Origin of the sequence: Polyangium mundeleinium, assembly GCF_028369105.1 — a bacterium.
GTDB lineage: Bacteria > Myxococcota_A > Polyangia > Polyangiales > Polyangiaceae > Polyangium > Polyangium mundeleinium.
The window spans coordinates 9,458,610-9,483,056 of record NZ_JAQNDO010000001.1; the positions used below are offsets into that span (position 1 = coordinate 9,458,610).

10 protein-coding genes are annotated in these 24,447 nt (G+C 68.7%); 6 read left to right on the forward strand and 4 right to left on the reverse strand.

The window, feature by feature from the left end; translation table 11 throughout:
* Window positions 1-82: 82 nt before the first annotated feature.
* The 3 genes from POL67_RS37415 to POL67_RS37425 all read right to left on the reverse strand — a co-directional run bounded on the left by POL67_RS37415 (window position 83) and on the right by POL67_RS37425 (window position 9,209).
* Complete coding sequence (locus tag POL67_RS37415; protein WP_271925434.1) at window positions 83-2,755, reverse strand: hypothetical protein; 2,673 nt, start codon at window positions 2,753-2,755, stop codon at window positions 83-85.
* A 512-nt stretch (window positions 2,756-3,267) separates the two neighbouring features.
* Window positions 3,268-5,952, reverse strand: a complete 2,685-nt coding sequence (locus POL67_RS37420; RefSeq protein ID WP_271925435.1) for a MopE-related protein — start codon at window positions 5,950-5,952, stop codon at window positions 3,268-3,270.
* Complete coding sequence (locus POL67_RS37425) at window positions 5,949-9,209, reverse strand: MopE-related protein (protein ID WP_271925436.1); 3,261 nt, start codon at window positions 9,207-9,209, stop codon at window positions 5,949-5,951. The genes POL67_RS37420 and POL67_RS37425 overlap by 4 nt, the downstream gene beginning before the upstream one ends.
* Before the next feature lie 253 nt (window positions 9,210-9,462).
* On the opposite strand from POL67_RS37425, the gene POL67_RS37430 reads away from it, so the two are divergent.
* The 5 genes from POL67_RS37430 (at window position 9,463) to POL67_RS37450 (ending at window position 17,129) form a co-directional block, all read left to right on the forward strand.
* Window positions 9,463-10,971, forward strand: a complete 1,509-nt coding sequence (locus POL67_RS37430) for a serine/threonine-protein kinase (RefSeq protein WP_271925437.1) — start codon at window positions 9,463-9,465, stop codon at window positions 10,969-10,971.
* A gap of 16 nt (window positions 10,972-10,987) precedes the next feature.
* Window positions 10,988-12,025 (forward strand): tetratricopeptide repeat protein, encoded by a 1,038-nt coding sequence (locus POL67_RS37435; protein WP_271925438.1) that lies wholly within the window; start codon window positions 10,988-10,990, stop codon window positions 12,023-12,025.
* A gap of 189 nt (window positions 12,026-12,214) precedes the next feature.
* Window positions 12,215-12,853, forward strand: coding sequence for an RNA polymerase sigma factor (locus POL67_RS37440; protein WP_271925439.1), 639 nt, complete (start codon window positions 12,215-12,217; stop codon window positions 12,851-12,853).
* The gene (locus POL67_RS37445) at window positions 12,850-15,546 is read left to right on the forward strand and encodes a serine/threonine-protein kinase (protein WP_271925440.1); all 2,697 of its coding nucleotides are present in this window, start codon (window positions 12,850-12,852) and stop codon (window positions 15,544-15,546) included. Before POL67_RS37440 ends, POL67_RS37445 begins: the two co-directional genes overlap by 4 nt.
* A 197-nt stretch (window positions 15,547-15,743) precedes the next feature.
* Window positions 15,744-17,129 carry a PA14 domain-containing protein gene (locus tag POL67_RS37450; RefSeq protein ID WP_271925441.1) on the forward strand — a complete coding sequence of 462 codons (1,386 nt, stop codon included), beginning with the start codon at window positions 15,744-15,746 and terminating at the stop codon, window positions 17,127-17,129.
* 50 nt (window positions 17,130-17,179) lie between these two features.
* Here the strand turns inward: POL67_RS37450 and POL67_RS37455 are convergent, their stop codons facing one another.
* Entirely contained in the window at window positions 17,180-19,021 is a 1,842-nt protein-coding gene (locus POL67_RS37455; RefSeq protein WP_271925442.1) for a sigma 54-interacting transcriptional regulator, read from the reverse strand.
* A gap of 420 nt (window positions 19,022-19,441) precedes the next feature.
* Here POL67_RS37455 and POL67_RS37460 point away from each other — a divergent pair, with 420 nt between their 5' ends.
* Complete coding sequence (locus POL67_RS37460) at window positions 19,442-24,442, forward strand: non-ribosomal peptide synthetase (protein ID WP_271925443.1); 5,001 nt, start codon at window positions 19,442-19,444, stop codon at window positions 24,440-24,442.
* The last annotated feature ends 5 nt before the right edge of the window (window positions 24,443-24,447 follow it).

The window sequence follows — 24,447 nt, forward strand, 5'->3', positions numbered from 1 at the left end:
ACCGAGACGTACTTAGCCTAGCCGCGCTTCGCGTGCTTCGCGAGTTTGTTCACGTAGTTCCGCGGTGTTCGCCCGGGGGGCCTTAGTTCGGCGCCCCCTCGGCGGGGTCCTTCGCCGGCTTCTTGAAGTAGCGGATCCGCTTCTGCTGCAGCGGATACCACGTGCTCATGGGCACGATGGGCGTGTCCTCCAGGAAACGACGGCCGCCGGGGGCGTCGGCGCGCGTGAGCCGGACCGCCGTCGCGCCCTGGGGCGGGTGCACGGCGGCGCCCGTGAGATCCGTGTCCCCGCCGAGCGCCAGCGTGAGCGGCTTCGCCAGGAGCAGCCGCGTGCTGCATCCCGCGTTCTTCAGGAGCGTGTCGAGCGCCTTCGCGTCCGCCGCCGAAGCGTCGGCAGGCGTCACCAGCTCGACGTAGAGCAACATGCCGTCCTTGTCGTTCACGCCGACGGCGGCGGCCGCGACCGCGGCGTTCGGCGAGCCCGTCGCGAGGCGGATCGCACCTTCGACGGGCGCCTCCGCGTCGATCGCGAACGCGCCGGCCGACGCCCACAAAGACGCCGCGCCCGCGCCTGCGTCGGCCGGCCCCGCGTCGAGCGTCGCCACCGTCTTCGCCGCGCTCTGCGTCGATGCCTTCGCGGCCGACACCGTGCGTGGATCGATCTTCACCACGCGCGCCTTGCGATCGGGCCGCGCCGCGTCGATGCGCAGCTCCGTCGTCGCGAGCGCATACGGAAACCCGTGCTGCGGCAAGCCCTTGACGCGCCACTGTCCTTCGCCCTCGACGGGCGGCTGCGCGACGGGCGCGAGTTCCGTGCCGGGCAGCACGTGGCGCAACGTCATGTAGAAGTAGTCGCGCGCCTCGCGCTTGATGTAGCGCGGGAAGTTCATGAGGCCCATGCCGCGGATGAAGCGCCTGCCGCGGAACTTCCATCCGTCGATGCCGGAGACCGTGCCTTCCGACTCCCAGTCGTACTGCAAGGGCCTGCCGAGCGGATCCATCTCGCCTTCGGGCGCGACCTTGTAGAACTCGAGCCCGCTGTGACCCGCGTTCATGTCGAGCGCGATGCCGTACGAGCAGCGCGTCTGGATCATCGACTGCGCGAGCCCTTCCGGGCCAAGGTCCGCGCCGTAGAAGTACGCGACGAACTTCTCCTTCGTCAGGCAAATGCCCGTGCGCACGGTGTGCGTCTTGTCGGCCCAGCCCGGCGGCGTCCCGCCCCACCACGTGCGGCTATACGGGTTGAACTTCTCGTCGAGCACCATGACCGTCATGTTCTGCCGGTACGACAGCACGTTCGGCGGGATGCTCTGATCCTCGGGCCAGCTCCCGAACGCGGTCGATCCATCCCGCAGCACGGCGACGGTCGCGCCATAGGGCTTCGGCGGCAGATACACCACGCCGTCGGCCATCATGCCGAACTCGCCGTGCAGCGCCTGGAAGCCTGCGTTCGAAGCGGCGACGACGCGCTCGAGCACCGCGGGATCGCGCGGGATGAGGCCGGGCCCGGCCTCGCCCGTCGCGCCCTTCGGCTCGACCGTGCCGGCCATCATGTGCAGCTCCACCTGCCGCGGATCCCAGACGACGATGAACACGCGTGTCGTCTTGCGCGAGCGATCGGGGCGGATGTACGTCGTGACGAACGCGGGCGGCAGGCCCTCGATCCTTCGAATGAACGGATCCTTGTCCTGCGGGTTCCACTGCCCCTCGCCGGGCAGCGCGGGCGTGATCCACGGCTCGAGCGGCGCCGGAGGCCAGCCGATCTCGGGGTCGGTCGGCATCGTGCGCGTGGGCGCTTCGAGGGTGGTTTGTCCGAGGTCCTCGGCGATCGCCTCGGCCGCGGCCTGCTCGCCGCCCATGTCCTCTTTCTGCCGCATGACGACCTCGAGGCCCGCGAACGCGACGGCCTTGATCGTCTGCATCGCCTCGTCGCCGATGACGTCACGCACGCGATCGACCGACCACGTGACGACGTTCCCAGGCCGCGCGATCTCTCCACTCTCGTGCGAAAGCCAAGCAGGGAGCGTCGCCGGTCCGTCGAGCGGCACGCGCGCCTCGCGCTGTCCATCGCGCACGACGAGCTCCGCGGCTTCGAGCGCGCATCGCACGTCTCGCGCGGGCGCCTCGCCTTCCTTCGCGTCGGCGTCTTGCGCTTCGCCTTCGCCCTCGCCGAGCGTGAACGTGCGCTTGCCGATGCCGCCGAGCTGCCCCGTCTCCTGCGCGTTCGTCAGCGCGTTCTGGAGCCGCTCGACGCGCGTCCAGCCTTCGGTCGCGAGGGCTTGCCCCGAGAGATCGAAGACGTGCACGGTGGGATGGCTGCCGGCGATGAGCGGGCTCGACACGTAGGCCAAGCGCTCGCCGCGCACCGCGGGCCGCGACTCGTCGGCGCCGCTCGTCTCGGTGAGGTTGAAGGCGCCGCCCACGTCGAGGAGCACGCCTTCAGGGGAGAGCTCGGCGTGCACGAGAAAGAGATCGTTCGGCTCGCCCTGCGCGGGCGCGGCGCGCACGACGGCGCGGCTCTTCGCGCCGAGCGCGCCCCACACGCCACGCGGCGGATCGATCCACGCCACGTCGTCGGCCGTGGTCACGAGGCCCTGCGACGCGAGCGCCGAGGCGAGCGCGGTGGACCTGTCCTTCGCGCCCAGGTTCGGCACGCCGCGGGGCACGAGCGTCGCGAGCGCGGCGGCGCCGAGCACGGTGAGCGCGACGTGGCGGCGTCCTTGTCGAACGAGGGTGGAGAGACGGGAGGTAGCCATGCCGCGTGGGGTTTGGAGCGAAGGACGCCGAAGGCGATCCGGAGCCCCAAGTGTCGACAGAACGCTCGAAGCCGATGAGGCCTGCCCGGCGCCAGGAAAAGCGCGGAGCGGCGCGGCAATATCATCGGCGCGGCGGAGGGGCCAACGTTTCGTCGGGGGCCTCGGCACGGGCAAGGGGCCAAAAATCGTCGCATGCGGCCCTCGACGCGTGGAGACCACCTCGGTCCACGTTCTCCAGCGCCAGTCGACGCGCGGCGACACCCGCGTGTCGTCGTGGACGGGAGGGGTCGACGCGTGGCGAGGCCTCCTGGTCATCGTCGACCGTGGGGGTCGACGCGCGGCGACACCCGCGGGTCATCGTCGACCGTGGGGGTCGACGCACGGCGACACCCGCGGGTCATCGTCGCCTGGGGGGGTCGACGCGCGGCGACACCCACGCGTCATCGTGGACAGGAGGGGTCGACGCGCGTCGACCCCCTCGGTCGAGCACGAGCCCCCGAGGAAAGGTTCCGTCAGCCCGGATTCGACGTGAAGCAGCAGCGGAAGCCGGTGTCGAAGAACTGGAAGTTCTGATCGACGGTGTAGAAGGTGAAGTCCGACTGGGCGCCGGCCTCCGCCTGCGTGCTGAAGGCGCCGCCGAGCAGCGGGTACGTGTTCGTCGCGGACTTCGTGATCTCGCGGAGGTTGCCCGTCATGTCGTAGAGCTTGGCATTGGTTTGTCCGGTCCAATCGACCCAGCAGTTCTTGAGGTTCGTCTCGTTGCCGGTCACGAGAAGGCCGTTCTGCATGCCGGCATCCGGAGAGAAGTCGTACGAGAAGCCGAGGTTGCAGTACTTGGTACCCGCCACGAATGCGGTCTTGCACGCGGAGAGCGGCGCATACCCCCAGAGGCAAGCATCCGGCGCGGGCAAACGCGCGGCGGCCTGCCAATCGGCGGTGGTACAGACGGTGCCGCCGGCGGCGACGCAGACCTGCTCGACCTCACGCGGGGTGACGTTGAACCAGGGGATCTTGTTTTGCACCGAGCAAGCCGTGGTCTTGTCGATCGTGGCCCCCACGGGCCCGCTGGTCCAGAAGCCATTGCCGGTGCCGGGCACGACGGCGGTGGCATCGGGGCGGCTGGCCTCGAACTGCATGATCCACTTGTTTTGCGAGCCGATCTTCGTGACGGCGGGCTTGACGTAATAGGTCGCGTTGTTGCCCTTGTTGTTGTAGGGCTCGTCGGCGATGCCGTCGCAGTCGTTGTCCAGGCCGTCGCACGTCTCCTCGCAACCGCCGGGCAAGCTGGCGCAGTTCGCCGGGATGGCGCTGCATTTGACGGACATGACGCCGTCACAGATGTAGGTGCCTTGCGTGCGGCAGGCGCCGTGTCCGGGTGGCGGCATGCCGTCGTCGGAGTTGCAGGGCTTGTTCCAGTTGGCGACGTTCTCGTTCTGGATACCGTCGCAATCGTTGTCGAGGTTGTCGCAGACCTCGAAGGTGCCGTTGCAGTAGTTCGGCGCTTGCCCGGTGCAGACACCGGTCGGGAACGTGCATTTCCAGGCGCCCATCACGCAAGCGACGGTGACGCCGGTGGTGCACTCGGGCTTCGTTGCGGAGGGGCTGACGCCGCAAACCTGGGCGGGCGAGGGGGCGATGACGTTCTCGTCGATCTGGCCGTCGCAATCGTCGTCGAGGCCGTTGCACGTCTCCTGCGCCGAGATGAAGTCGCAGTCGTACTCGCACTTCTGATCGTTGTTGAGGTCGTAATAACCCGGCTCGCAGCCCTTGAACTGGCAAGCCCCCGAGACACAGGCCCAGGTGGAGTGGACCGCGCCCGTGTAGCAGCTCTTGCCGCACATGCCGCAGTTGTTGACGTCGGACTGCTTGTCGGGCTGGTTCGTCAGGGCGCCGTCGCAGTTCGCGTCGATGTTGCAGCCGTCCTGCGTGCCCGGCGCCGGGGTGACGGAGCCCTGACAAACGATGGTGCCGCCGACGCAGGCCTTGGCGCCGGCCACGCAAGCCGTGGTCGCGCCCGCAGGCGGCGCGGGCGGGACGTTGCAGGCGCCGACGGAGTCGGCGGGCGGGTTGTTCCCCGCCTTGTCGATCGTGCCGTCGCAGTCGTTGTCCTCGCCATCGCAGGCCTCGGGCTTGGGGTCGATGTTGCCGGTGCAGACGAGCGCGCCGTCGACACACTGCTGGGTCCCGAAGGCGCAGGGATAGATGTTGCTCGTGCCGCACGGCTTTCCGGCATCGATGGGACTCTCGTCGATCACGCCGTCGCAGTCGTCATCGAGGCCGTTGCAGATCTCGGGGACCTGATTCTCGACGAGGACGTCGGGGCCGCCGCAGACGACCTTGTTGCCCTGGCACACCGTCTTGCCGATGTGCTCGGGGAGGGCGCAGATACCATCCGGATCGCCGTAACAATCGACGCCTTGCATGGGATCGCCGGCGTTCGATTCATCGATCTGCCCGTCGCAGTCGTTGTCGAGCGCGTCGCCGCAGGCTTCGACACCACCGTTCGTCACCGTGCAGGCGTACTCGCACCCCGTGTCGTAGGCACCATCGATATCCCACCACCCGTCCTGGCACGAATCGATAACGCACTTCGTATTCGCCTGCGAGCACGCCTCATTGCCCGTGTGGACGCACTCCGGCGTGCCGTGGAGCACGGCGCAGCTCGTGCCGCACACGCCGCAATTCGTCAGATCATTGCACAGATCGACGTCCTCGTCGATCACGCCGTCGCAGTCGTCGTCCTTGTTGTTGCAGGATGCATCGTCCGGCGCAGTCTCGACGCAGTAGTATTCGCAGATCTCGTCGTCATCGAGATCGTGGTAATTGGGCGCGCACGTACCGGTGCACGTCCCCGGCACCTTGCCTGGGTTCGGGCTCGGCAGACACGTGATGCTCTTGGGATCGTTGTTCAGCAAGAGCTCATAGCAGTTGTTGTCGCAGGTCCCACAACCCCTCGGGGTCGCGTAGTCGATGCTCGGCCCCTGGTCCACGGTGCCGTCACAGTCGTTGTCGAGGCCGTCGCATGTCTCGACGCCTCCGTTCGTCGGCTCGCAGAGACCGGCGTCCTCGTCGAGGATCGGCTCGCGGATGTCGGCGTCCTCGTCGAGGATCGGCTCGCGGATGTCGGCGATCTCGTTGCACCCCGTGGGCGCGAGCAACAGGGCGAGCAGCAGGATTCCTCGGGCCGGCGCTCTCATCGCTGCACCTCCTCCGCGCCACGGCGACCGGAGCGCCGCCGGCGTAGACCCATCAGCGCGAGCGCTGCGAGCGCCCATGCGCTCCCTCTCCGCTCCTGCGCCCCGAGGCCGCACGCGCAGCTACCTGTCTCATCGCCATCGAACGGCCCGCCGCCGCCCGCGCCGCCCGCGCCGCCCGCGCCGCCCGCGCCGCCGCTGCCGGAGGCCGAGCTCTTCTCCGATACGCAATACATACCGAGTGCGTCTCCCGTCTCGCTGCTCGTCACCTCCTCGCACGTCTGGCCCGGCGGGCAGGGGTACTCTCCCTTTGCGCAAGGCACGGCGCAGAAACAAGCATCGCTGCCCTTCACGCACGCGGATCCCGCAGCACACAGCGGCGGCGCGCTCAGGTCTTGTTCGTCGATCACGCCATCGCAGTCGTTGTCCTCGCAGTCGCAGGACTCGTCGCTCGGCTCCTGCGCGCCGGCACAGGCGAATTCTCCCTGGACGCAGGCATATTGCCCTTTTTGACATGCCCCCGTGTCGATCCCGCACGCCTCTCCGATCGAGACCACGGGGGACGGCTGCGGGTTCGGGGTGCCGTCGATGCCATCGGGGGGGGCGCCTGCCTCGTCGATCGAGCCATCGCAATCGTTGTCGATGCCGTCGCAGATCTCCGAAACAGGCGCCGTACCGCCGATGCACGTGCTTCCCCCTGCGTCATCACACGCAAATTTCCCCGGCGTGCACGGCGGGAAGCTGCGGTTGCCCGGAAAAAGCCCTGTGTCGTAGGCCGGGGTACACGGACCGCCCGTCGGAAGACCGTTGTCGAGCGCGCCATCGCAATCGTTGTCCTTGCCGTCGCAGATCTCGGACACCGGGCCGACGTCATTCGCGCAATCGAGCACGCCCGCAGTGCAGACGAGCGTGCCCGTCTTGCACTCACCCTGATTGGAGCCACACGTCGTACCGACCTGCGGGAGACTGCCGTCATCGAGCATGCCATTGCAGTTGTTGTCGAGCCCGTCGCAGACCTCCGGGCTCGGGGCCTTCGGGTTCGAGCAGACCCACTTTTGCAGGCCCTGGCAGACGAGCTTGCCCGTGTTGCACGGGGCCGTGAGCGTACCCGTGCCCTTGCAGGTCCCGCCGGGCGGCGGGCACCACGTGAGGTTCCCGAACGTGCAGCAGTTGCCCGGCTCGGTCCAGCAGCCGTTGTTCCCAGCGGCCGGCGCGTCCGCGAGCGGCGTCTCGTCGATCGTGCCGTCACAATCGTTGTCCTTGCCGTCGCAGTATTCGGGACCCGGCTGCACGCCGCCCTGGCAGACGAGCGCGCCATTGACGCAGGCCGTGAGGCCCGTCGTGCACGGCGCCTGGTTGTTGCCGCAAGGCGTCCCGACGCCGAAGGGGCTCTCGTCGACCACGCCGTCGCAATCGTTGTCCTTGCCGTCGCAGATCTCCGCGCTCGGCCCGACGAAGCCCTGGCACGTGCCATTGCAGGGCTGCGTGCCCCGCTTGCACTGGCTGTTCACGCCGTAGTTCAGGTTCGCCGGCGTGCCGACGGGCACGCACGGCGCGGGCGGCACACCGTCGTCGATCGTGCCGTCGCAGTCGTTGTCCTTGCCGTCGCATTGCTCGACCTGCGGGGAGTTCGTGCAGGCGTTGAACCCGCCGTTCGCCACGCAAGCGCCGGGAAACGCCACGTTCTGCGCCGCCTTGCACGTCAGCACGCCGGCGCAGTTCGCCGGGGTGGACTGACCACACGCCGCGCTCGGGGCGCCATTGTCCGCGACGCCGTCGCAGTCGTTGTCGCAGCCGTCACACACCTCGGCCGAGGGGATGCACGGCACGACGCATACGGCACTCTCGTCCACCTGTCCGTCGCAATCGTCATCCTGGCTGTTGCACGTCTCCGCTTGCGGACAATGCGCCGGATTGCCACATTTCGTGACGCCCTCATCAATGCCGCCCTGGCAGTTGTTGTCGAGATTGTCGCAGCTCTCCTTGGGGTTGTAGCAGAGCCACGTGGCCGGCTGGGTCGCCTGTGTGGGCGTCGTGCAGGGCAGCTTCGTCAGGTCGCCGCCCGGGTTCGCCGTGGTGATCGTGCTCTGGTACGTCGAGAGGCACGTCGTGCGCTGGGCCGCCGTCGACCACGCGCAGCACGTCTGCCCCTGGTTGCAATAATGGGCGAACCCCTCGTCCGTGCAGCCGTTGCAGTTGTTGTCGGCGTTGTCGCAGGTCTCGGGCTTGATGGCAGTGGCGATGATGTTCGAGAGCGCCGTCGAGAGCTGCGTTTCATTCGTCGCCGGGGTCGATGTGCCGGTGCCGCCCGCCGCCGCGAGCGCTGCGTTGGCGGCAGCCGAGGTGCCGAAATCGATCACGTGCGTCTTGACCGACCAGTTGATCCCACCACGATTGAAGCCAGCCAGGAGATCCGCGGCTGCGTCGATTGCGTCGGCGGGGTCGTCGCAAGTCTCGAGGCCGTCCGTGATGAGGATCGCGTTGATCGTGCGGCAGGCGCGCTCGCCGGACTGCGAGATCGGAGACACAAACGTCGGGTTTCCGGTGATCGGCCGGGCCCACTGGTCCGAAAGGTACCGGTAGGCGTCGCGCAGGATGCCGTTCAACGGCGTTTCACCCGCCGGCCAGAGCTCGTAGCTGAGCTGCCGCGTCGGGTGCATCGAGCAGTCGTTGTCGACCCACTTGAGCAGCTCCGGGATGTTCGAATCCTGGAGCGGCGGCGCGTAGAAGTTGTCGATCTGCATCGGGACGAGAACCTCGGCGCCCCGACGGTCCGCGGAGTTCGGCTGCGCGGTCGGCTCTAGGCCGCAGCCGCTGCCGGGGTTGCCTCCGCCCGTGTAGCTCTGCCATACGCAGTTGCCGACGCCGGTCGAGCTACAGGACGCAACGCAACCCACGGCCGTGCCGCGCTGGAACCCAGCGAGCCCGAAGTTCACCTGCCCGCCGAACGCGAAGAACATCTTCCGCAGGGCGCACTTGGCGTGGCTGATGCGGGTCGACCCGAAGCCACACGAGTCGGGCAGCGGACTCGCGGAGCTCGGGGCGCCGGCCGTCATCGACCCCGATGTGTCGAAAAGGATCATGAAATACGGCTTCGCAGGCGAAGGCCACTGCGCCGGGTCAGGGCTGAGGCACGCCACCGGCTCCGCACCAGCGACGCGCGACGCCGTCAACGACGCCACCAGCGCCATGATGCCGCCTGCTGCGGCCCCCATCCGTGAGAAGCGACCGATACGTTCAGTGGTGAAGGTCGTGCGCATGTGATCCGTCTCGAACCGTTTGGTCGAGCCGACCTGGGCCCAGACAAACGTGCGTCCAGCTTACAGGGCGGGGTTCGTGGCGTAAACTGGATTCTGGGCCCGTGGTTTGGCGCAGCCTGAGCGTTCCCGGGTCTTTTGGTCATGCTACGAGCGGCCGGGATGTCGTCGGGCAGAGTGTGTTCCTTGCAACTCGTTCAGCGACTCTGGTAACCTGAATGGCAGGGCCGAGGGGCCTCCTGAGGAGCGCCACGCGATGCACACAGCAGTACAACCAGGGGAAGTTTTGCTGGACAAGTACCGCGTCGAGCGTGTGCTCGGACAGGGCGGTATGGGGGTCGTCGTGTCGGCCAGGCACCTCGAGCTCGGCGAGCTCTTCGCGATCAAGCTCATGCTCCCCGCAGCGCTCGCGCACCCCGACGCCGTCGAGCGGTTCTTGCGCGAGGCGCGCGCGTCCGCTCGGCTCAAGAGCGAGCACGTCGCGCGCGTGCACGACGTCGGTCGCCTCCCGAGCGGCGCGCCGTATATGGTGATGGAGCACCTCTCCGGCCAGGATCTCAAAGCCGTCCTGCGTGCGCGCGGGCCCTTGCCCGTGCAGGAAACGGCCCTTTACGTCTACCAGGCTTGTGAGGCCGTGGCCGAGGCGCATTCCCTCGGCATCGTGCACCGTGATCTGAAGCCAGCCAACCTGTTCCTGATCCAGCGACCCAATGGCACGCCGTGCGTGAAGGTGCTCGATTTCGGCATCTCGAAGGAGCTCGATCCGGCGCACAGGGTGGGCCCCGACTTGACGAAGACCGGCATGTTCATGGGGTCGCCGAGCTACATGTCTCCCGAGCAGATGTCGCGTATCAAGGACGCCGATGCGCGCAGCGACATCTGGTCGATCGGGGTGATCCTGTTCGAGCTCCTCACGCGCCGGCTCCCGTTCAAGGCGGAGGTCATGACGGAGCTCATCAGCAAGGTCTTGATGGAATCTCCTCCGAGGCTCACCGAGATTCGCCCGGATCTGCCGCCGGTGCTCGAAGCGATCGTGCTACGATGTCTGGAGAAACAGCCGGCGCAGCGGATTCAATCGGTGCACGAGCTCATGGCCGCATTGCGGCCGTTCACGATCGCGGGAGCCGAAGCCACGATGCTCGGCGCTCCGCTTTTTCCGCTCCCCACAACGCCGACGCACGGAGGAGGCGGGGAGCCTGGCGGCACCCACACCGTCGCGACGCAGCCGCTCCCTCCGGGAGCGGTTCCCATCCCCACCGGGCTCGACACGCAAACTGTGCCGAACGGGAGAGCTGGCTCGAATGGCCAGACGGCCGGCGCGTGGGGAAAAACGAACCCGGGCGGGAAGGCCATACGTGCAACGACGAGGCTCGTGGCGGGGGCCGCGGTGGGGCTCGTGCTTCTCCTAGGGGGTGGGATATGGGTGGTTGCGGGGGCACGAACGAGCACGCCCGGTTCGGCGGTCGATGCACCGCCGGTCCCGGAAACGATGAAGCCCACGCCCGTGGAGGTGGCGACCGCGGCTCCGACGGCATCCGTGACGGAGTCCGTGGCGGCGCCTCCCGAGCCCCCGGCGAAGGAGCCTGTGGCTTCCCCCAGCGCGAAGCAGACGGCTGGCAGTGGCGCGAAACCACCGAAGGCCGCGACGACCACGAAGGCCGCGACGACCACGAAGGCCGCGACGACCGACACGCAGCAGCAAGTGGCGAAGCCGAAAGCGACGGCAACAGCTGCGGGCACGGAGGAGATTGAGCGCAGGCGTTAGAGGAGGAGCGATTCCCATGAAGGAGAACATGAACGGCAAGCGACTTCTCCACGCGCTCGTTCTTTCCGTCAGCCTGACCTGGCCGATGGGGGCCCGTGCGCAATCCTCGAATCCCGAGGTCGAAGCTGCGGCGGATGCACTCTATGACGAGGCCGTCGAGGACTACCGCGCAAAGAACTATGCGAGCGCATGCCCCAAATTCGCAAATGTCCTCAAGCTCTCCGACACCCCCGGCACGAGGATCCAGCTCGCCTCATGTTATGAAAAATTGGGCAAGCTAGCGAGCGCATGGTCGGAGCTCAGGTACGCAGAAGATTCCGCGACGAGGTTGCAGGACACGGATCGAGCGCGAAAGGCCGAGGAAAGGAGGAAGGCGCTCGAACCTCGATTGCCGAAGCTCTCCGTGGAAGTGCCCGCGGACACTGCAGCGATCCCCGGGCTCTCGATCACGCGGAACGGCGTGCCGGTGCTATCGATGCAGTGGGGCAAACCGGTGCCCGTGGACCTCGGCGTTCACCAGATCGAAGTCACAGCACCGGGCATGCGGCCATGGACGAAGGAGTTCGAGATCCGCGTCGAGGGGGAGAGCCTCGTGGCGCCGGTCGAGCCTCCTTCACCGATCGAGCGCCCCCCCCATGGTGGCAAGGCAGAACCCCCCCCGCCGCTGCCTCCTCCGCCTCCTCCTGCTCCTCGTCCTCCGTCGTCGTCCGCGCTTCGCATCGCCGCATTCTCGGGGATGGGGCTTGGCGCCGCAGGGCTCGGCGTGGGCGCCATTCTCGGCGGCATGGCTCTATCGCGCAACGGTGATAGCAAAGGGTACTGTGATGCGCGAGACCACTGCAATCGAACGGGGTACGATTTGCGGATGGAGGCCATTGCGCTCGGAAAAGGCTCCACGGCAGCGTTCGTCGTGGGCGGGGTGCTGCTCGCTGGGGGCATCACGCTCTTCGTGCTGTCCCCCTCGGCCTCCAAAGGCAAGGAGGCCGAGACCGGTGGCATCACAGCGGCGTTGCACGTCTGGCCAGGAGGGGGTGGCATTCGTGGGACCTGGTAAGGGTGTAACCACGCACGATCCGCGGAGGAAAAACCAGCCGTCCAGCCCGGGATCCTGACGGCCCCCGCGCTGGCGCGCAGCCATGGCGCCCGCCACGGCACGAGATGCTCTGCCGAGAACGTCATCGATCCCAGCGCGCGCTCGTCGAGTGACGCTGCGGGTGTTCGAGGATAACGTCCTGGTAGACGGATGGCCGAAAACCAATACGAGGACCTGGAGCGCGACATCCGACGCCGCCTCACAGAAGGGGACCACGAGAAGGCGACGACGCTCGCGATCCGTGGCTTCGGCGCGGAGATTTTTGGTTTCCTGGTCGCGCTCCACCGCGACGAGCAGGACGCGGAGGAGGTCTTTGCCGCCTTCAGCGAGCGCCTGTGGCGTGATGTGCGCACCTTCCGCGGCGACAGCTCCTTTCGTACCTGGGCTTATGTTTTGGCGCGGCACGCATCGCTCAATTACCGGCGCGACACGCGGCGCCGCGAGAACAGGCAGCGGCCCCTGCCCGAGGGATCGGAGCTCTCGGCGATCGTGGAGCAGGTCCGCAGCGAGACGGCTTCGTACCTGCGCACCGAGCGGCAATTGCGCTTCGCGGCCCTGCGCGCCTCGTTGCCCCCCGAGGACCAGGCGCTCCTCGTGCTCCGCATCGATCGGGGGCTCGCGTGGAACGAGCTCGCTCGCGTGTTCCACGAAGGCGACGCGCCGCAGGGCAAGGTCGAGCTTGCGCGCGAGGCGGCGCGCTTGCGCAAGCGATTCCAGCTCCTCAAGGTGCGGCTCTTCGAGATGGGCAAACGCGCGGGCGTCGTGAGCGAGGATCCGGAGGGGGCTTGAGGTTGCCGTCCAGAGCCGGCGCAGGAGGCGCGCAGGGCAGAGAGGAGGACGAGCAAGAAGCGCTCGAGGACTCGTCCGTCGGAAGCTTCCTTCGCGAGGTCGCGCTCGCCCCGCCCATCGAGCCGCCCGGCGCAGAGCGCGATCGCACGGGCGAGACGGTCGGCCACTTCGAACTCACGAAGCTGCTCGGTCGCGGAGGCATGGGGGTCGTGTACGCCGCCTTCGATCGGACCCTGCGGCGCGAAGTCGCGCTCAAGCTGCTCCGCGCTGGGGCGACCCCGAGCGAGGAGCGGCGCAGGCGGTTCTTGCGGGAGGCCCGTTCGGGCGCGGCCGTGAGGCACCCGAACATCGCGGCCGTGTTCGAGGCCGGCGAGATCGACGGGGAGGTGTTCCTCGTGATGGAGCGCGTGGAGGGGCGCTCGCTCCGCGCCGTGATGAACGCGGCCGGAGGCGCGCTCCCGACGGTGGAGGCGGCGCACATCGCGCGGGAGATGGCCCGAGGCCTCGCCGCGGCGCACGCGGCATCCGTGATTCACCGCGACATCAAGCCCGAGAACGTGATGATCGGGGACGGCAAGGAGGTGAAGATCCTCGACTTCGGGCTCGCCAAGCTGCGCGACGCGGAGGACGCGCATTCCGCCTTCGCGTCGACCGACGTCGCCACGCATGAGGGCCGCCTCCTGGGAACGACGAGCTACATGTCCCCCGAGCAGGCGCGCGGGCTCTCGGCGGATGCCCGCTCGGATGTGTTCGCGCTCGGGGTCGTGCTCTTCGAGATGCTCGCGGGCGCGCGGCCCTTTCGCGGGGCAACGACGACGGATGTGCTCGCGGCGATCCTTCGTGACGCGCCGCCGCCGCTCCCGTCACGAGGCGCTGCTCGTGACCTCGCGAGCGTCGTCATGCGCTGCTTGGCGAAGGAGCCGAGCGAGCGATATGCGGACGCGGGCGCGCTGCTCGCCGCGCTCGAAGCCGCGCCGCTGCGGACACCACGACGACCGCGCATGGCCGTCCTCGCCCTTCCGGTTGCCGCGACGGCCCTGATCGCCGCGTGGTTCTCGCTCCACGCGCCTCCTTCACGCGCGCCGGAGCCGAGCGCCCCCTCGCCCGCGCCGCGCCCGACCGCGATCACCGATCTTCCGCTCCCTTCCTCCAGCAGCACCGGGGCCATCGACGCTTACAAGGTCGCGCTGCAGGCCTTCCGTGATGCGAACTGGGGGCAGGCGCAGGCGAGCCTGCGCAAGGCGATCGAGCTGGATCCCACGCTCGCCGCGGCGCATCTCCGGCTCGCGATCGTGCTGTCGCCCCCGGGCCGCGTCCTCCGCATGTCATCTTCGCTGGAAGCACGCGCGGCCTATCGCGAGGCGACGCGGCTCCGCGGCTCGCTCACGCCCCGCGACCGCGCCCTTCTTTCGGCCTTGGAGCCCATGCTCGGCGCCGATCCGCCGGATATGACCGCGGCATCACGAAAGCTCGCCGAGCTCGGCGAGCTTTCCCCTGGGGACGCCGAGATCTTCCACCTCTGCGCGGTGTACGCCCTCGTCGATGACCCTTCGCTTCGGCTCGCGGCGGCGCGGCGCGCGGTCGAGATCGATCCCGGGTTTGCCGATGCATGGCAAGCGCTCGCCCAGACGCTCGCGGGCAAAGAGGATCTGGAGGGCGCAATGGCGGCGCTGGAGCGCTGCGCCGCCGCCGCACCGATGGCGACCGACTGCTGGTTCGAGCATGCGCTCATCGAGACCGAGCTCGGCCGGTGCGCCGACGCAGAGGCGCACCTCCGGCGCGCGACGAGCGACCCGCAGGCCCTTGCGCAGTATTTTCGGATGCGGGCCAGCATGCTCTACGCGCTCGGCAAGCCGCGCGAAGCGGTGGCCGAAGTGCTACGGCAGGTGTGGCCCCGGCTCGATCCGACCCAGGTCGCGTGGCGCGACGAGACGGCGGACCGCGCGAACCTCGCGGCTGCGTACGGGGATTTCGAGGAGGCGAGGGCGCACGCGCGCGAGGGCCTCCGCGAGGTCGACGGCCATCCGGCGCTCACCGCCCACGCGCCCTTTGCGCTGCTGCTCGCCGAAATCGAGCTGGAGACCGGGCGCGTGAAGGAGGCGGCGGCCGTGGCGACGGATTTCCTCCGGCGGCATGAGGGATGGCAGCTCGGCAGGGTGCTCGACGACCCCAGCGTCTACCTATCGCGTATCGCCGCGCGAGGTGGGGCGATCGCGGAAGGCGACGTGCGTGCGCGCAGGGACGCCTGGTACGGAGTTGCATTGCGGAGCGCGTCGAGCGCGGACGACAGGACGCGCGCATGGGATCTTGCGTACGTCGCGGGCATCGAGCGAGAAGACGAGGCCCTCGAAGCGCTCTCCGCGCGGCCCACGGACGTCCCGCGGCTCGGCGTATCCCAGGGGTTCGACGCAGGCATAGGCCGCGTTCTCTGGCTCGGCGGCAAGCGGGAGGAGGCGCATCCCTTCTTCGAGCGCGCCTTCAGGCGCTGCAGCCGCTTCGAATGGATCATGTCGAGCATGCGCGCGGATCTGCTGTACGGCCGCGCCCTCGAGGCGCGTGGTGCTCACGACCGCGCGTGCCAGGCCTTCGCCAGGATCCTCGCGCGCTGGGGCGAGGCCAAGCCGCGCTCGGTCACGGCCGAGGAGGCGAGGAAGCACGCCCGGGCGCTCGGCTGCGACGCCGGCCCGCCGTAAACGGCCTCGACAGAGGCGTGCGTCGGATTTTTTCCGGCGTGTGGTTCACATCCGCGGCGCGTGGTGCCTTCCCTCGTGAGCCAGGGCCGTGTCCATGTGCGTGATCAGAACCCGCGGGTGTGGGCATCCACTGCCGTGGGCGCGAGCCGAGGCGGCTGAAGAACGTTCCCACAACACGCAGGAAAAAACCCTTCGTCATGAATACACAACGAGCTTCCTCGACGTTCCTCTCCCGTTCGGCGCGTTTTGCGGGCGCCGGCCTTCTCTTCACGAGCCTTTCCCTCGGCGCTTGCGTCGACGAGCAGGGAGAGTGGAATGAGCTCGAGCCCACCGAAGAGGCGGAGAGCGCGATTGGCGAGGTGACCACGCGCAAGGTGATCGGCGCCGTGGGGATCGCCGGCAGCAACATGCTCGGGGCAAACCGCCTGACGCTCGGCCCTTGCCCCGGAACGGTGTTCAAGACACCTTCCGCGAACGATTCGGCGATCAGCGTCAAGAGCGGCCAGCTCGGCGAGGCGAAATGGGATTGCCTCAACCCCGAGTTCTTCTTCGGCGCGAACCGCGATGCCTTGGTCAACATCTCGGCGGGTTTTCAGGAATTCACCTTTACCCCGCCCGCCGGCTACAAATGCGACGGCTTCTCGGTGTACGGCCCGGTGGAGAGCAAGACGATCAGCAAATCGGGCAACCGTTGCACCGTCAGCCTGCGCATCACCACGGCTCCCGGTGATATCTACCTCTGGTATTACGTCAAGCCCACGCTCACCGTGAAGCTCGGCGGCGGCGTCGCGCTTTCAGACAGCGATACGCTCGGACCGAACCGCCTCACGCAAGGCCCCTGCCCTGGCACGCTCTTCCGGACGGCCACGTCGCTGAGCTCGTCGATCACGATCGACAACACCCAGCTCGGCCGATCCCGATGGGAGTGCGGCGATCCGAGCTTCTTTTTCGGCGACGCCCTGGGCAAGAATGTCTCGCTCGACGCGGGGACACACGTCTTCGATTTCACGCCGCCCCCGGGATACACGTGTGACGCATACTCGCTTTACGGGACACGCGACAGCGATTCGTTCACCAATACGGGCAACAAATGCAGCGTGACCCTGAGCCTGAGCGCGAATCCGAGCGACCTTTATCTGTGGTTCTACGTGAAGCAGACGAACCCGCCCACGAGCTGCGACCGCAACTACTTCGCCACGGACGTCTGGTACTCCTGCCTCTTCGCCGGGACCGACAGCAGCACGGGTCTCTTCCTCCGCGCGCAGCTCTGGTCGGAGATCAACAAGAACTGGGGCGTCGACGGCCCGCAAGGCACGCCGCAGCCGAATGATTTCTCCTACGAATGGCGCCGGAAGGTGACCTTCCCCGCCGGGACCTATGTCTTCCACACGAACGCCGATGATGGCGTGCGGCTCGACGTCGGGGCGAATGGAAGCTGGGAGATCAACGATTGGAGCGAGCACGCCGCGCGTCAGGTGGACTCGGCGCCCATCTACCTCGACGGCGAGGTCCCGCTGCTCGCGCATTATTACGAGCGTGCCAATTACGCGAGCGTGCGCATCTGGTGGGACAAGATCAACTGAGCCCCGTCGCTGGGCGCTCCTGAGCCCTCCGGCAGGCGAGGCGGGAGCCCTCAGGTGTCCCGGCAGCGCAGGCCGAAGCGCTCCACGCGCCTTCGCATCATGATGCGCGTGATCCCGAGCAGCCTCGCAGCCTCCGACAGATTGCCGTTCGTCGTGGCGAGGGCCTCCTCCACCAGCGTGCGCTCCGTCGGCTCGAGCGCGGCGAAGCGGGCCGCGAGCGAGCCCGCCGACGGCGGCGGCGCGGGCTCCGGGGGCGAGACCACCGTGCGGAGGGTCGTGCTCAGGTCGTCGAGCTCCACGACGGCCCCCTCCGCCTGGACGACGGCGCGCTCCACCTCATTGCGCAGCTCCCGGACGTTGCCGGGCCACGGGTACGCGACCAGCGCGGCGCGCGCGGCCGCCGAAAAGCCCCCGAGCCGCTTGTTCAGGTTGAGCGCGGCGGCTTCGAGGAACATCTGCGCGAGCAGCTCGATGTCGGCCCCGCGCTCCCGGAGCGCCGGGACCTCTATCTGGAGCACGTTGAGGCGGTAATAGAGATCCTCACGGAATCGCCCGGCGGCGATCTCCTGGCGCAGATCCTTGTGGGTCGCCGCGAAGACGCGCACGTCGACGCGGACCGGCGTCTCGGCCCCGAGCGGGGCGAGCTCGCCCTCCTGCAGCGCGCGCAGCACCTTGGCCTGCGCCGAGAGGCCGAGATCGCCGATCTCGTCGAGGAAAAGCGTCCCGCGGTTGGCGAGCGCGAACTGGCCGCGCCGGCGCTGCGCCGCTCCGGTGAACGCTCCCTTGTCGTAGCCGAAGAGGACGCCCTCGATCATCGTCTCCGGGATGGCCGCGCAGTTGACGGGCACGAACGGCATCCGCGCCCGCGGGGACGCCGCGTGCAGCGCCCTCGCCACGAGCTCCTTGCCCGTGCCGCTCTCGCCCCGGATCAGCACGTTCGCCCCGGAGGCCGCGGCGTACCTCGCCACCTGGACCCGGAGCTTCTGGATCGGGGGGCTCTGGCCGACGGTCCCGTAGATGGGCTCCCGACTCGAGGCCGCCTCGGCGAGCGCGCTCGCGCGCTGGAGCCGCTCGGCGCCGTCGAGCGCCGCGGCGAGCATCCGCCCGAGCGCGTTCAAGAAGTCGAGATCCTCCTCGCTGAAGCGCTCCTCGCGGTAGCGATCGTCGACGTACAGAAACCCGAGGACGCGCCCCGACACCTCGAGCGGCGCGCCAATCGCCGACATGATCGTCTGCCGCGTGTGCGTGTGAGGCGCGCCCCGGCCGCGGCCTTCCCGCACGATCACGGCCTCGCGCCGCTCGAGCAACGCCTGCACCATCGTGCGGCTCACCACGATCTCGTCCGTCGCGCGCTCCAGGCCGCCGCGCACCCGCATGATGCGCCGGAGCACGTCGCGCCTCGGCCCCTCGACGAGCGCCACCAGGGCCCGCTCGCCCCCGACCAGATCGAGCACGGCCTCCAGCATCCGGCCAAGGAGCGCATCCGGATCCTCGAGCGTGTTGATGGCCCGCGTCACCTCGTAGAGCACCGTGAGCCGCTGGCTCGACCTTCCGGCGGTCGCGGCCTCGTCCTGGGTTTCGTGCCGCGCCAGCACGATCTCCGCGCCCTCCTCCTCCTGGAACACGAGCCGCGCCGCTCCGATGTCGATCACGTCTCCGTGGGCGAGCCGGGCCCGATCGACGCGCACGCCTTTGACGAAGGTGCCATTGGCCGAACCGAGATCACGGACGAACCATTGGTCGGACTCGGGTTCGAAGCACGCGTGCCGGCGTGACACAAGCTGATCGAGAATCGGCAGATCGACGAGCGGATCCCGACCGACGACCAGGGGCACGTGGAGATCGATGGCGAGAGGGCCTTGTCCGGGCGCGAAACTGACGAGTTGGGGCACGTGAACGACACCCTAGAGCATCCAATGGTCCGATGCTCGGAAGAGCGCTTCGCGTTCTTCCCTCGGCTCCTCCTCGGGACAAAGGAGGAAACCTGGAGCATCGAGCGGTCGCAAACCGAGCGATGTTCTAGCAACGGCGTCGCGGGTCTGTCGAGGATCGTTCGATACGGGCACGCGGCTCGATCGAGCCGTCGTTGGCTGGATCGTTCGAGCCACGTGGCTCGAACGATCCAGCCGAACCCACGGACGCTGGCCAAGGCGAACAATCTACGTTTCAAGCGCTTCCGAACCGAATATCGCTCGTGGCACGCAAGTTGCTGACTGGATGAAGCTGGGCCGGACCGTTCGCGTCGCGTCGTTCGAACCGCTCATATTGTGAGGAGTGACCCCGACACCACGCGCTGCGAGAGGTAACGAGCGATGGGCCGGTGCATCCATGCCTCGTTTCAAGAGCAGGCCGCGCGCACGCCGGACGCCGTTGCCCTCGTTTGCGAGGACGAACGGTGGAGCTACCGTGCGCTCGCGGTGAGGGCCCACGCGCTCGCCCGTCGACTGCGATCCATGGGGGTCGAGCCGGGCGTCCGGGTGGGGCTCTGCATGGACCGGTCGCCGGAAATGGTGCAGGGAATCCTCGGAGTTCTCGAATCCGGCGGCGCATACGTGCCACTCGACCTCGCTCATCCGGCCGAACGCATCGCGTTCATGCTCGAGGACACGAAGGCGCCCGTGCTGGTGACGAAGGCGCACCTTTCCTCCCGCCTCGCGGCGCACACGCCCCACGTCGTCCTCCTCGACGAAGAGCTCGACGTGGCGCGCGACGACACGAGCGGGCCGCCACCGGACCTCGCAGCGCCCTCGGATGTCGCCTACGTGATCTACACCTCGGGCACGACAGGAAAACCGAAGGGCGTCCAGATCACCCACGAAAACCTCTCGCATTATGCCGAGGCGCTCTCGTCGGTGCTCGGCATCGAGGCCGCAGATCGTTATCTGCACACCGCGTCGTTCGGGTTCTCGTCGTCCGTGCGTCAGCTCTTCTTGCCCCTCTTGCGCGGGGCAACGTCGGTGATCGCCACCTCGGATCAACAGCGCTCGCCGAAGGAGCTCTGGTCGGCCGTGCGGAGGCACGAGGTCACCGTCCTGGATGTCGTCCCCTCGCATTTCCGCGCCCTGAACCTCGCGCTTTCGGAGCACCCCCCCGCCGCGCGGGCGCAGAGCGTCGATCCGCACCTCCGCATGATCCTGTCGGCGAGCGAGCCACTCTCGTCCGACGTTCCTCGCGCATTCCGGGCGCTCGCCGGGGATCGTGTCGTCGTCGTCAACATGTTCGGCCACACAGAGACGAGTGGCATCGTGACGACCCATCGCGTCCGAGGGGACGAGCCGCTCGGCCGCGGCGTGCCGCTCGGTGTGCCCTTGCCGCGCACGCGCGTGCACGTGCTCGACGCCGATCGGCGGCCTGTGCCCGTCGGCGCCGAGGGCGAGATCCATATCGGCGGCCCAGGCGTCGCGCGTGGATACCTGAATCGCCCGGAGCTCGACCGGGAGCGATTCTCGTCCGATCCCTTCACCGACGAGCCCGGCGCCCGTCTTTACCGCACCGGCGACATCGGTCGCGTCGGCCCCGACGGCCTCCTCGAGTTCGTCGGTCGGATCGACCACCAGGTCAAGATCCGCGGGTTCCGGATCGAGCTCGAGGAAATCGAGGCCGCGCTTTCGGCGCACCCCGCTGTGCGCGCTTGCGTGGTGCTCGCCGAGGAGCGCGCGCCCCGAGACGCGCGCCTCGTGGCGTACGTCGTGCCCGAGGGCGGCGAGCTCGGCCTCCGAGCCCTGCGAGAGCACGCAAAAGCGGCCCTGCCCGCGTACATGATTCCTGCGGTGTTCGTCCCCCTCGACGCATTGCCTCGAACGCCGAACGGAAAAGTGGATCGGAGGGCGCTGCCGCCGGTCGGGGACGCGGAGGCGGCGGGGTCTTCGGGCTACGTGGCGCCCGTGACGAAGACGGAGACGTTGCTCGCCCAGCTCTGGGCCGAGGTCCTCGGGCTCGAGCGCGTGGGCCTCCACGACGACGTCTTCGATTGCGGCGGCCATTCTCTCTCGGCGACGAGGGTCGCGAGCCGGCTCGCGTCCTCGCTGGGCGTCGAGGTCCCGATTCGCACCCTGCTCGAAGCCCGCACCCTCGCGGCGCAGGCGCGGGCCATCGACGCCGCGGGCACCTCGCCGCTCGGCGCGCCGATCACGAGGGTCGATCGATCGCGGCGGCTTCCGCTCTCGTTCGCCCAGGAACGGCTGTGGTTCCTGGAGCGCCTCCACCCTGGCTCGGCGCAATACAACGTCCCCTCGGCGCTTCGCCTGCGCGGCAAGCTCGACGTCGGGGCTTTGCAAGCGGCGCTCGACGCGCTCGTCGCCCGGCACGAAAGCCTGCGCGTCGCCCTGCACGAGGACGAGGCCGGCCCCTTCCAGGTCATCTCCGCGGCAGGCGACGTGGAGCTCTCGATCGAGCGTGTCCCGGACGAGGCGGCGCTGCGCGAGCGCCTCGCGCGAAAGGTGGATCGACCCTTCGATCTCGCCGAAGGGCGGCTCCTGCGCGCCTCGGCCTTCGCGCTTTCCGACGAGGACCACGTGCTCCTCGTCGAGGTGCATCACGTCGCATTCGACGGTTGGTCGGCGGGCATTCTGATGCGCGAGCTCGCCCGGGACTACACGGCGCTCGCCGCCGGCCGGGCGCCCGTATCGCTGCCGCCTGGCATCGATTACGTCGATTTCGCGGTCTGGCAGCGGTCATGGCTCTCGGGCGACGCCCTCGAACGTCGCATGCCGTACTGGCGGGACAACCTCACCGGGGCGGAGGCGCTCGATCTGCCGGCCGATCGTCCAAGGCCGTCCGTTTCGTCGGGCCGAGGGGGGTGGTTCTCCGTTCGATTCGACCACGCGCTCGGCGCGGGCGTCGATTCGCTCGCGCGTGCCTTGGGCGTGACGCCCTTCATGCTGCTGCTCGCGGCCTTCGCCGTGGTCCTCTCGCGCCACGCAGGCCAGGACGACATCGTCATCGGCACCCCCGTCGCGGGCCGCCATCGCGCCGAGCTCGAAGGGATCATCGGGTTCTTCGCCAATACGCTCGCGCTTCGCATGGACCTCTCCGGCGATCCGACCGTCCTCGAGCTCCTCGGGCGCGTCCGCCGCACGACGCTCGACGCATACACCCACCAGGACGTACCCTTCGAGAAGGTCGTCGAGGCGCTCCGCCTGCCGCGCGACGGAGCTCGCACGCCGCTCGTCCGGGTCATGTTCGTCCAGCAGGCGGCAACCGAGGAGCCGCCGCGCATGGGCGAGCTCTCCGTTGCGCCGTGGCCCGTCGCGAGGAGCACGGCGAGGTTCGATCTGACGCTCTCCCTGGAGAGAGCGCCGGAGGGGTACCGCGGCGGTGTCGAGTACGATGTCGATCGATTCGAAAGCAGCACCATCGCGCGCCTCTGCGGTCACCTCGAGCAAGCGCTCGCGCAGATGGTCGCGGCGCCCGGAGCTCGGTTGTCCGAAATGGATATTCTCCCACCGGACGAGCGCCGGAAGCTCGTGCTGGCGTGGAACGAAACGACGACGGGGGGGCCTCCCGCCGCGTGCGTCCACGACCGGTTCCGGGCATGGGCGACGCGCACGCCGGACGCCGTTGCGTTGCATTTCGACGGCGACGGGGCCGAGCAGACCCTCACGTACGGCGCGCTGAAGGAGCGCGCGACGCGGCTCGGCCGCCACCTGCGAGCGCTCGGCGCCGGACCCGAGACCGTGGTCGGGCTCTGCCTCCCGCCCTCCATCGAGCGGATCCTCGGGCTCCTTGCGATCCTCGAGGCAGGCAGCGCCTATCTCCCGCTCGACCCGGCCTACCCGCCGGAGCGGCTCGCCTTCCTGCTGGAGGACGCCCGGCCGCCCCTCGTTGTGACCTGCGCGCGGAGCCAGGCGCGCCTCGCCGGGTATCGTGGGCATATCGTCGTCCTCGGAGCGGAAGACGCGGCGAGCGACGCGGCCTCGACGGACCGAGAAGGCAAGGAGAGCCAGGCCGACGCGCACGACCTCGCCTATCTCGTCTATACCTCGGGCTCGACGGGCAAACCCAAAGGGGTGCTCGTGGAACATCGGGGGCTCGCGAATGCGATCGACGCGACGATTCGCATGTTCGAGGTGACGCCCGCGGATCGCGTCCTGCAGCTCGCGTCACCGAGCTTCGACGTCGCGAGCCTCGAAGTCTGGATGGCGCTCGCTGCGGGCGCGACGCTTTACCTCGGCACGCGCGACGAGCTTTCCCCCGGCGACCCGTTGCGGGCCTTCCTCGCGCGCCACGCCATCACCATCGTCTCGCTCACGCCGTCGACCCTCGGCGCGATGTCCGTCACCGATCTCCCCGCGCTGCGCCTCCTCAATTTGGGAGGAGAGACCTGCGGACCGTCGCTCGCGCGGGCGTGGGCGAGCCCGGGTCGCCGCCTCGTCAACTCCTATGGTCCCACGGAGGCGACGATCTGGTCGACGGCGGCATGGATCCAGGATCCCCACGAGCCTTCCCTCATTGGTCGCCCCATCGCGAACACGCAGGTCTACATCCTCGATCGGCGGGGACGGCTCGCGCCGATCGGAGTCCCCGGCGAGCTTTGCCTGGGCGGGGTGGGCGTCGCGCGGGGATATCTGAACCGGCCGGAGCTGACCGAGGAGCGGTTCGTCCACGACCCCTTCAGGGAAGGTCGACTCTACCGGACGGGTGATCTCGCTCGATATCGCGAGGACGGCACGATCGAGTTCCTCGGCCGCATCGATCGCCAGGTCAAGATTCGCGGGTTTCGCGTCGAGCTCGGCGAGATCGAGGCCGCCCTCTCGGCGCACCCCGGCGTGCAGGACGCGGTGGTCGTCGTCCGCGAGGATCGGCCCGGCGATACACGGCTCGTGGCGTACGTCGTCCCGAAAATGCCCGGCGTCGAGGCGGAGCTCCGGCCGTATCTCGCGAGCCGCCTGCCCGATTTCATGGTGCCCTCCGGGTTCGTCCCGCTCTCCGCGCTCCCGCTCGGCGCCCATGGCAAGCTCGACCTCCGCGCGTTGCCCGATCCCTCCTCGATGCTCCCCGAGCGGACAAATGGGCTCGTATCGCCTCGGGGTCCCACGGAGGCGACCGTCGCGCGGATCTGGCGAGAGGTGCTCCGTGTGGGGGAAATCTCCGTGCACGACGATTTCTTCTCGCTTGGGGGGCATTCTTTGCTCGCCACGCAGATCATCGCCCGGATTCGCGAAGCGCTCGGCGTGAGCCCGTCCCTGCGCTCGCTTTTCCACGAGCCCACCGTCGCCCGGATGGCGGAGCAGATCGAGGCGCTCCGCCTCGCCCGCGACCTCGCGCCGCCCGCGACCGCACCTTTGGCATCGCACGAGGAGATTTCGTTGTGAATGAC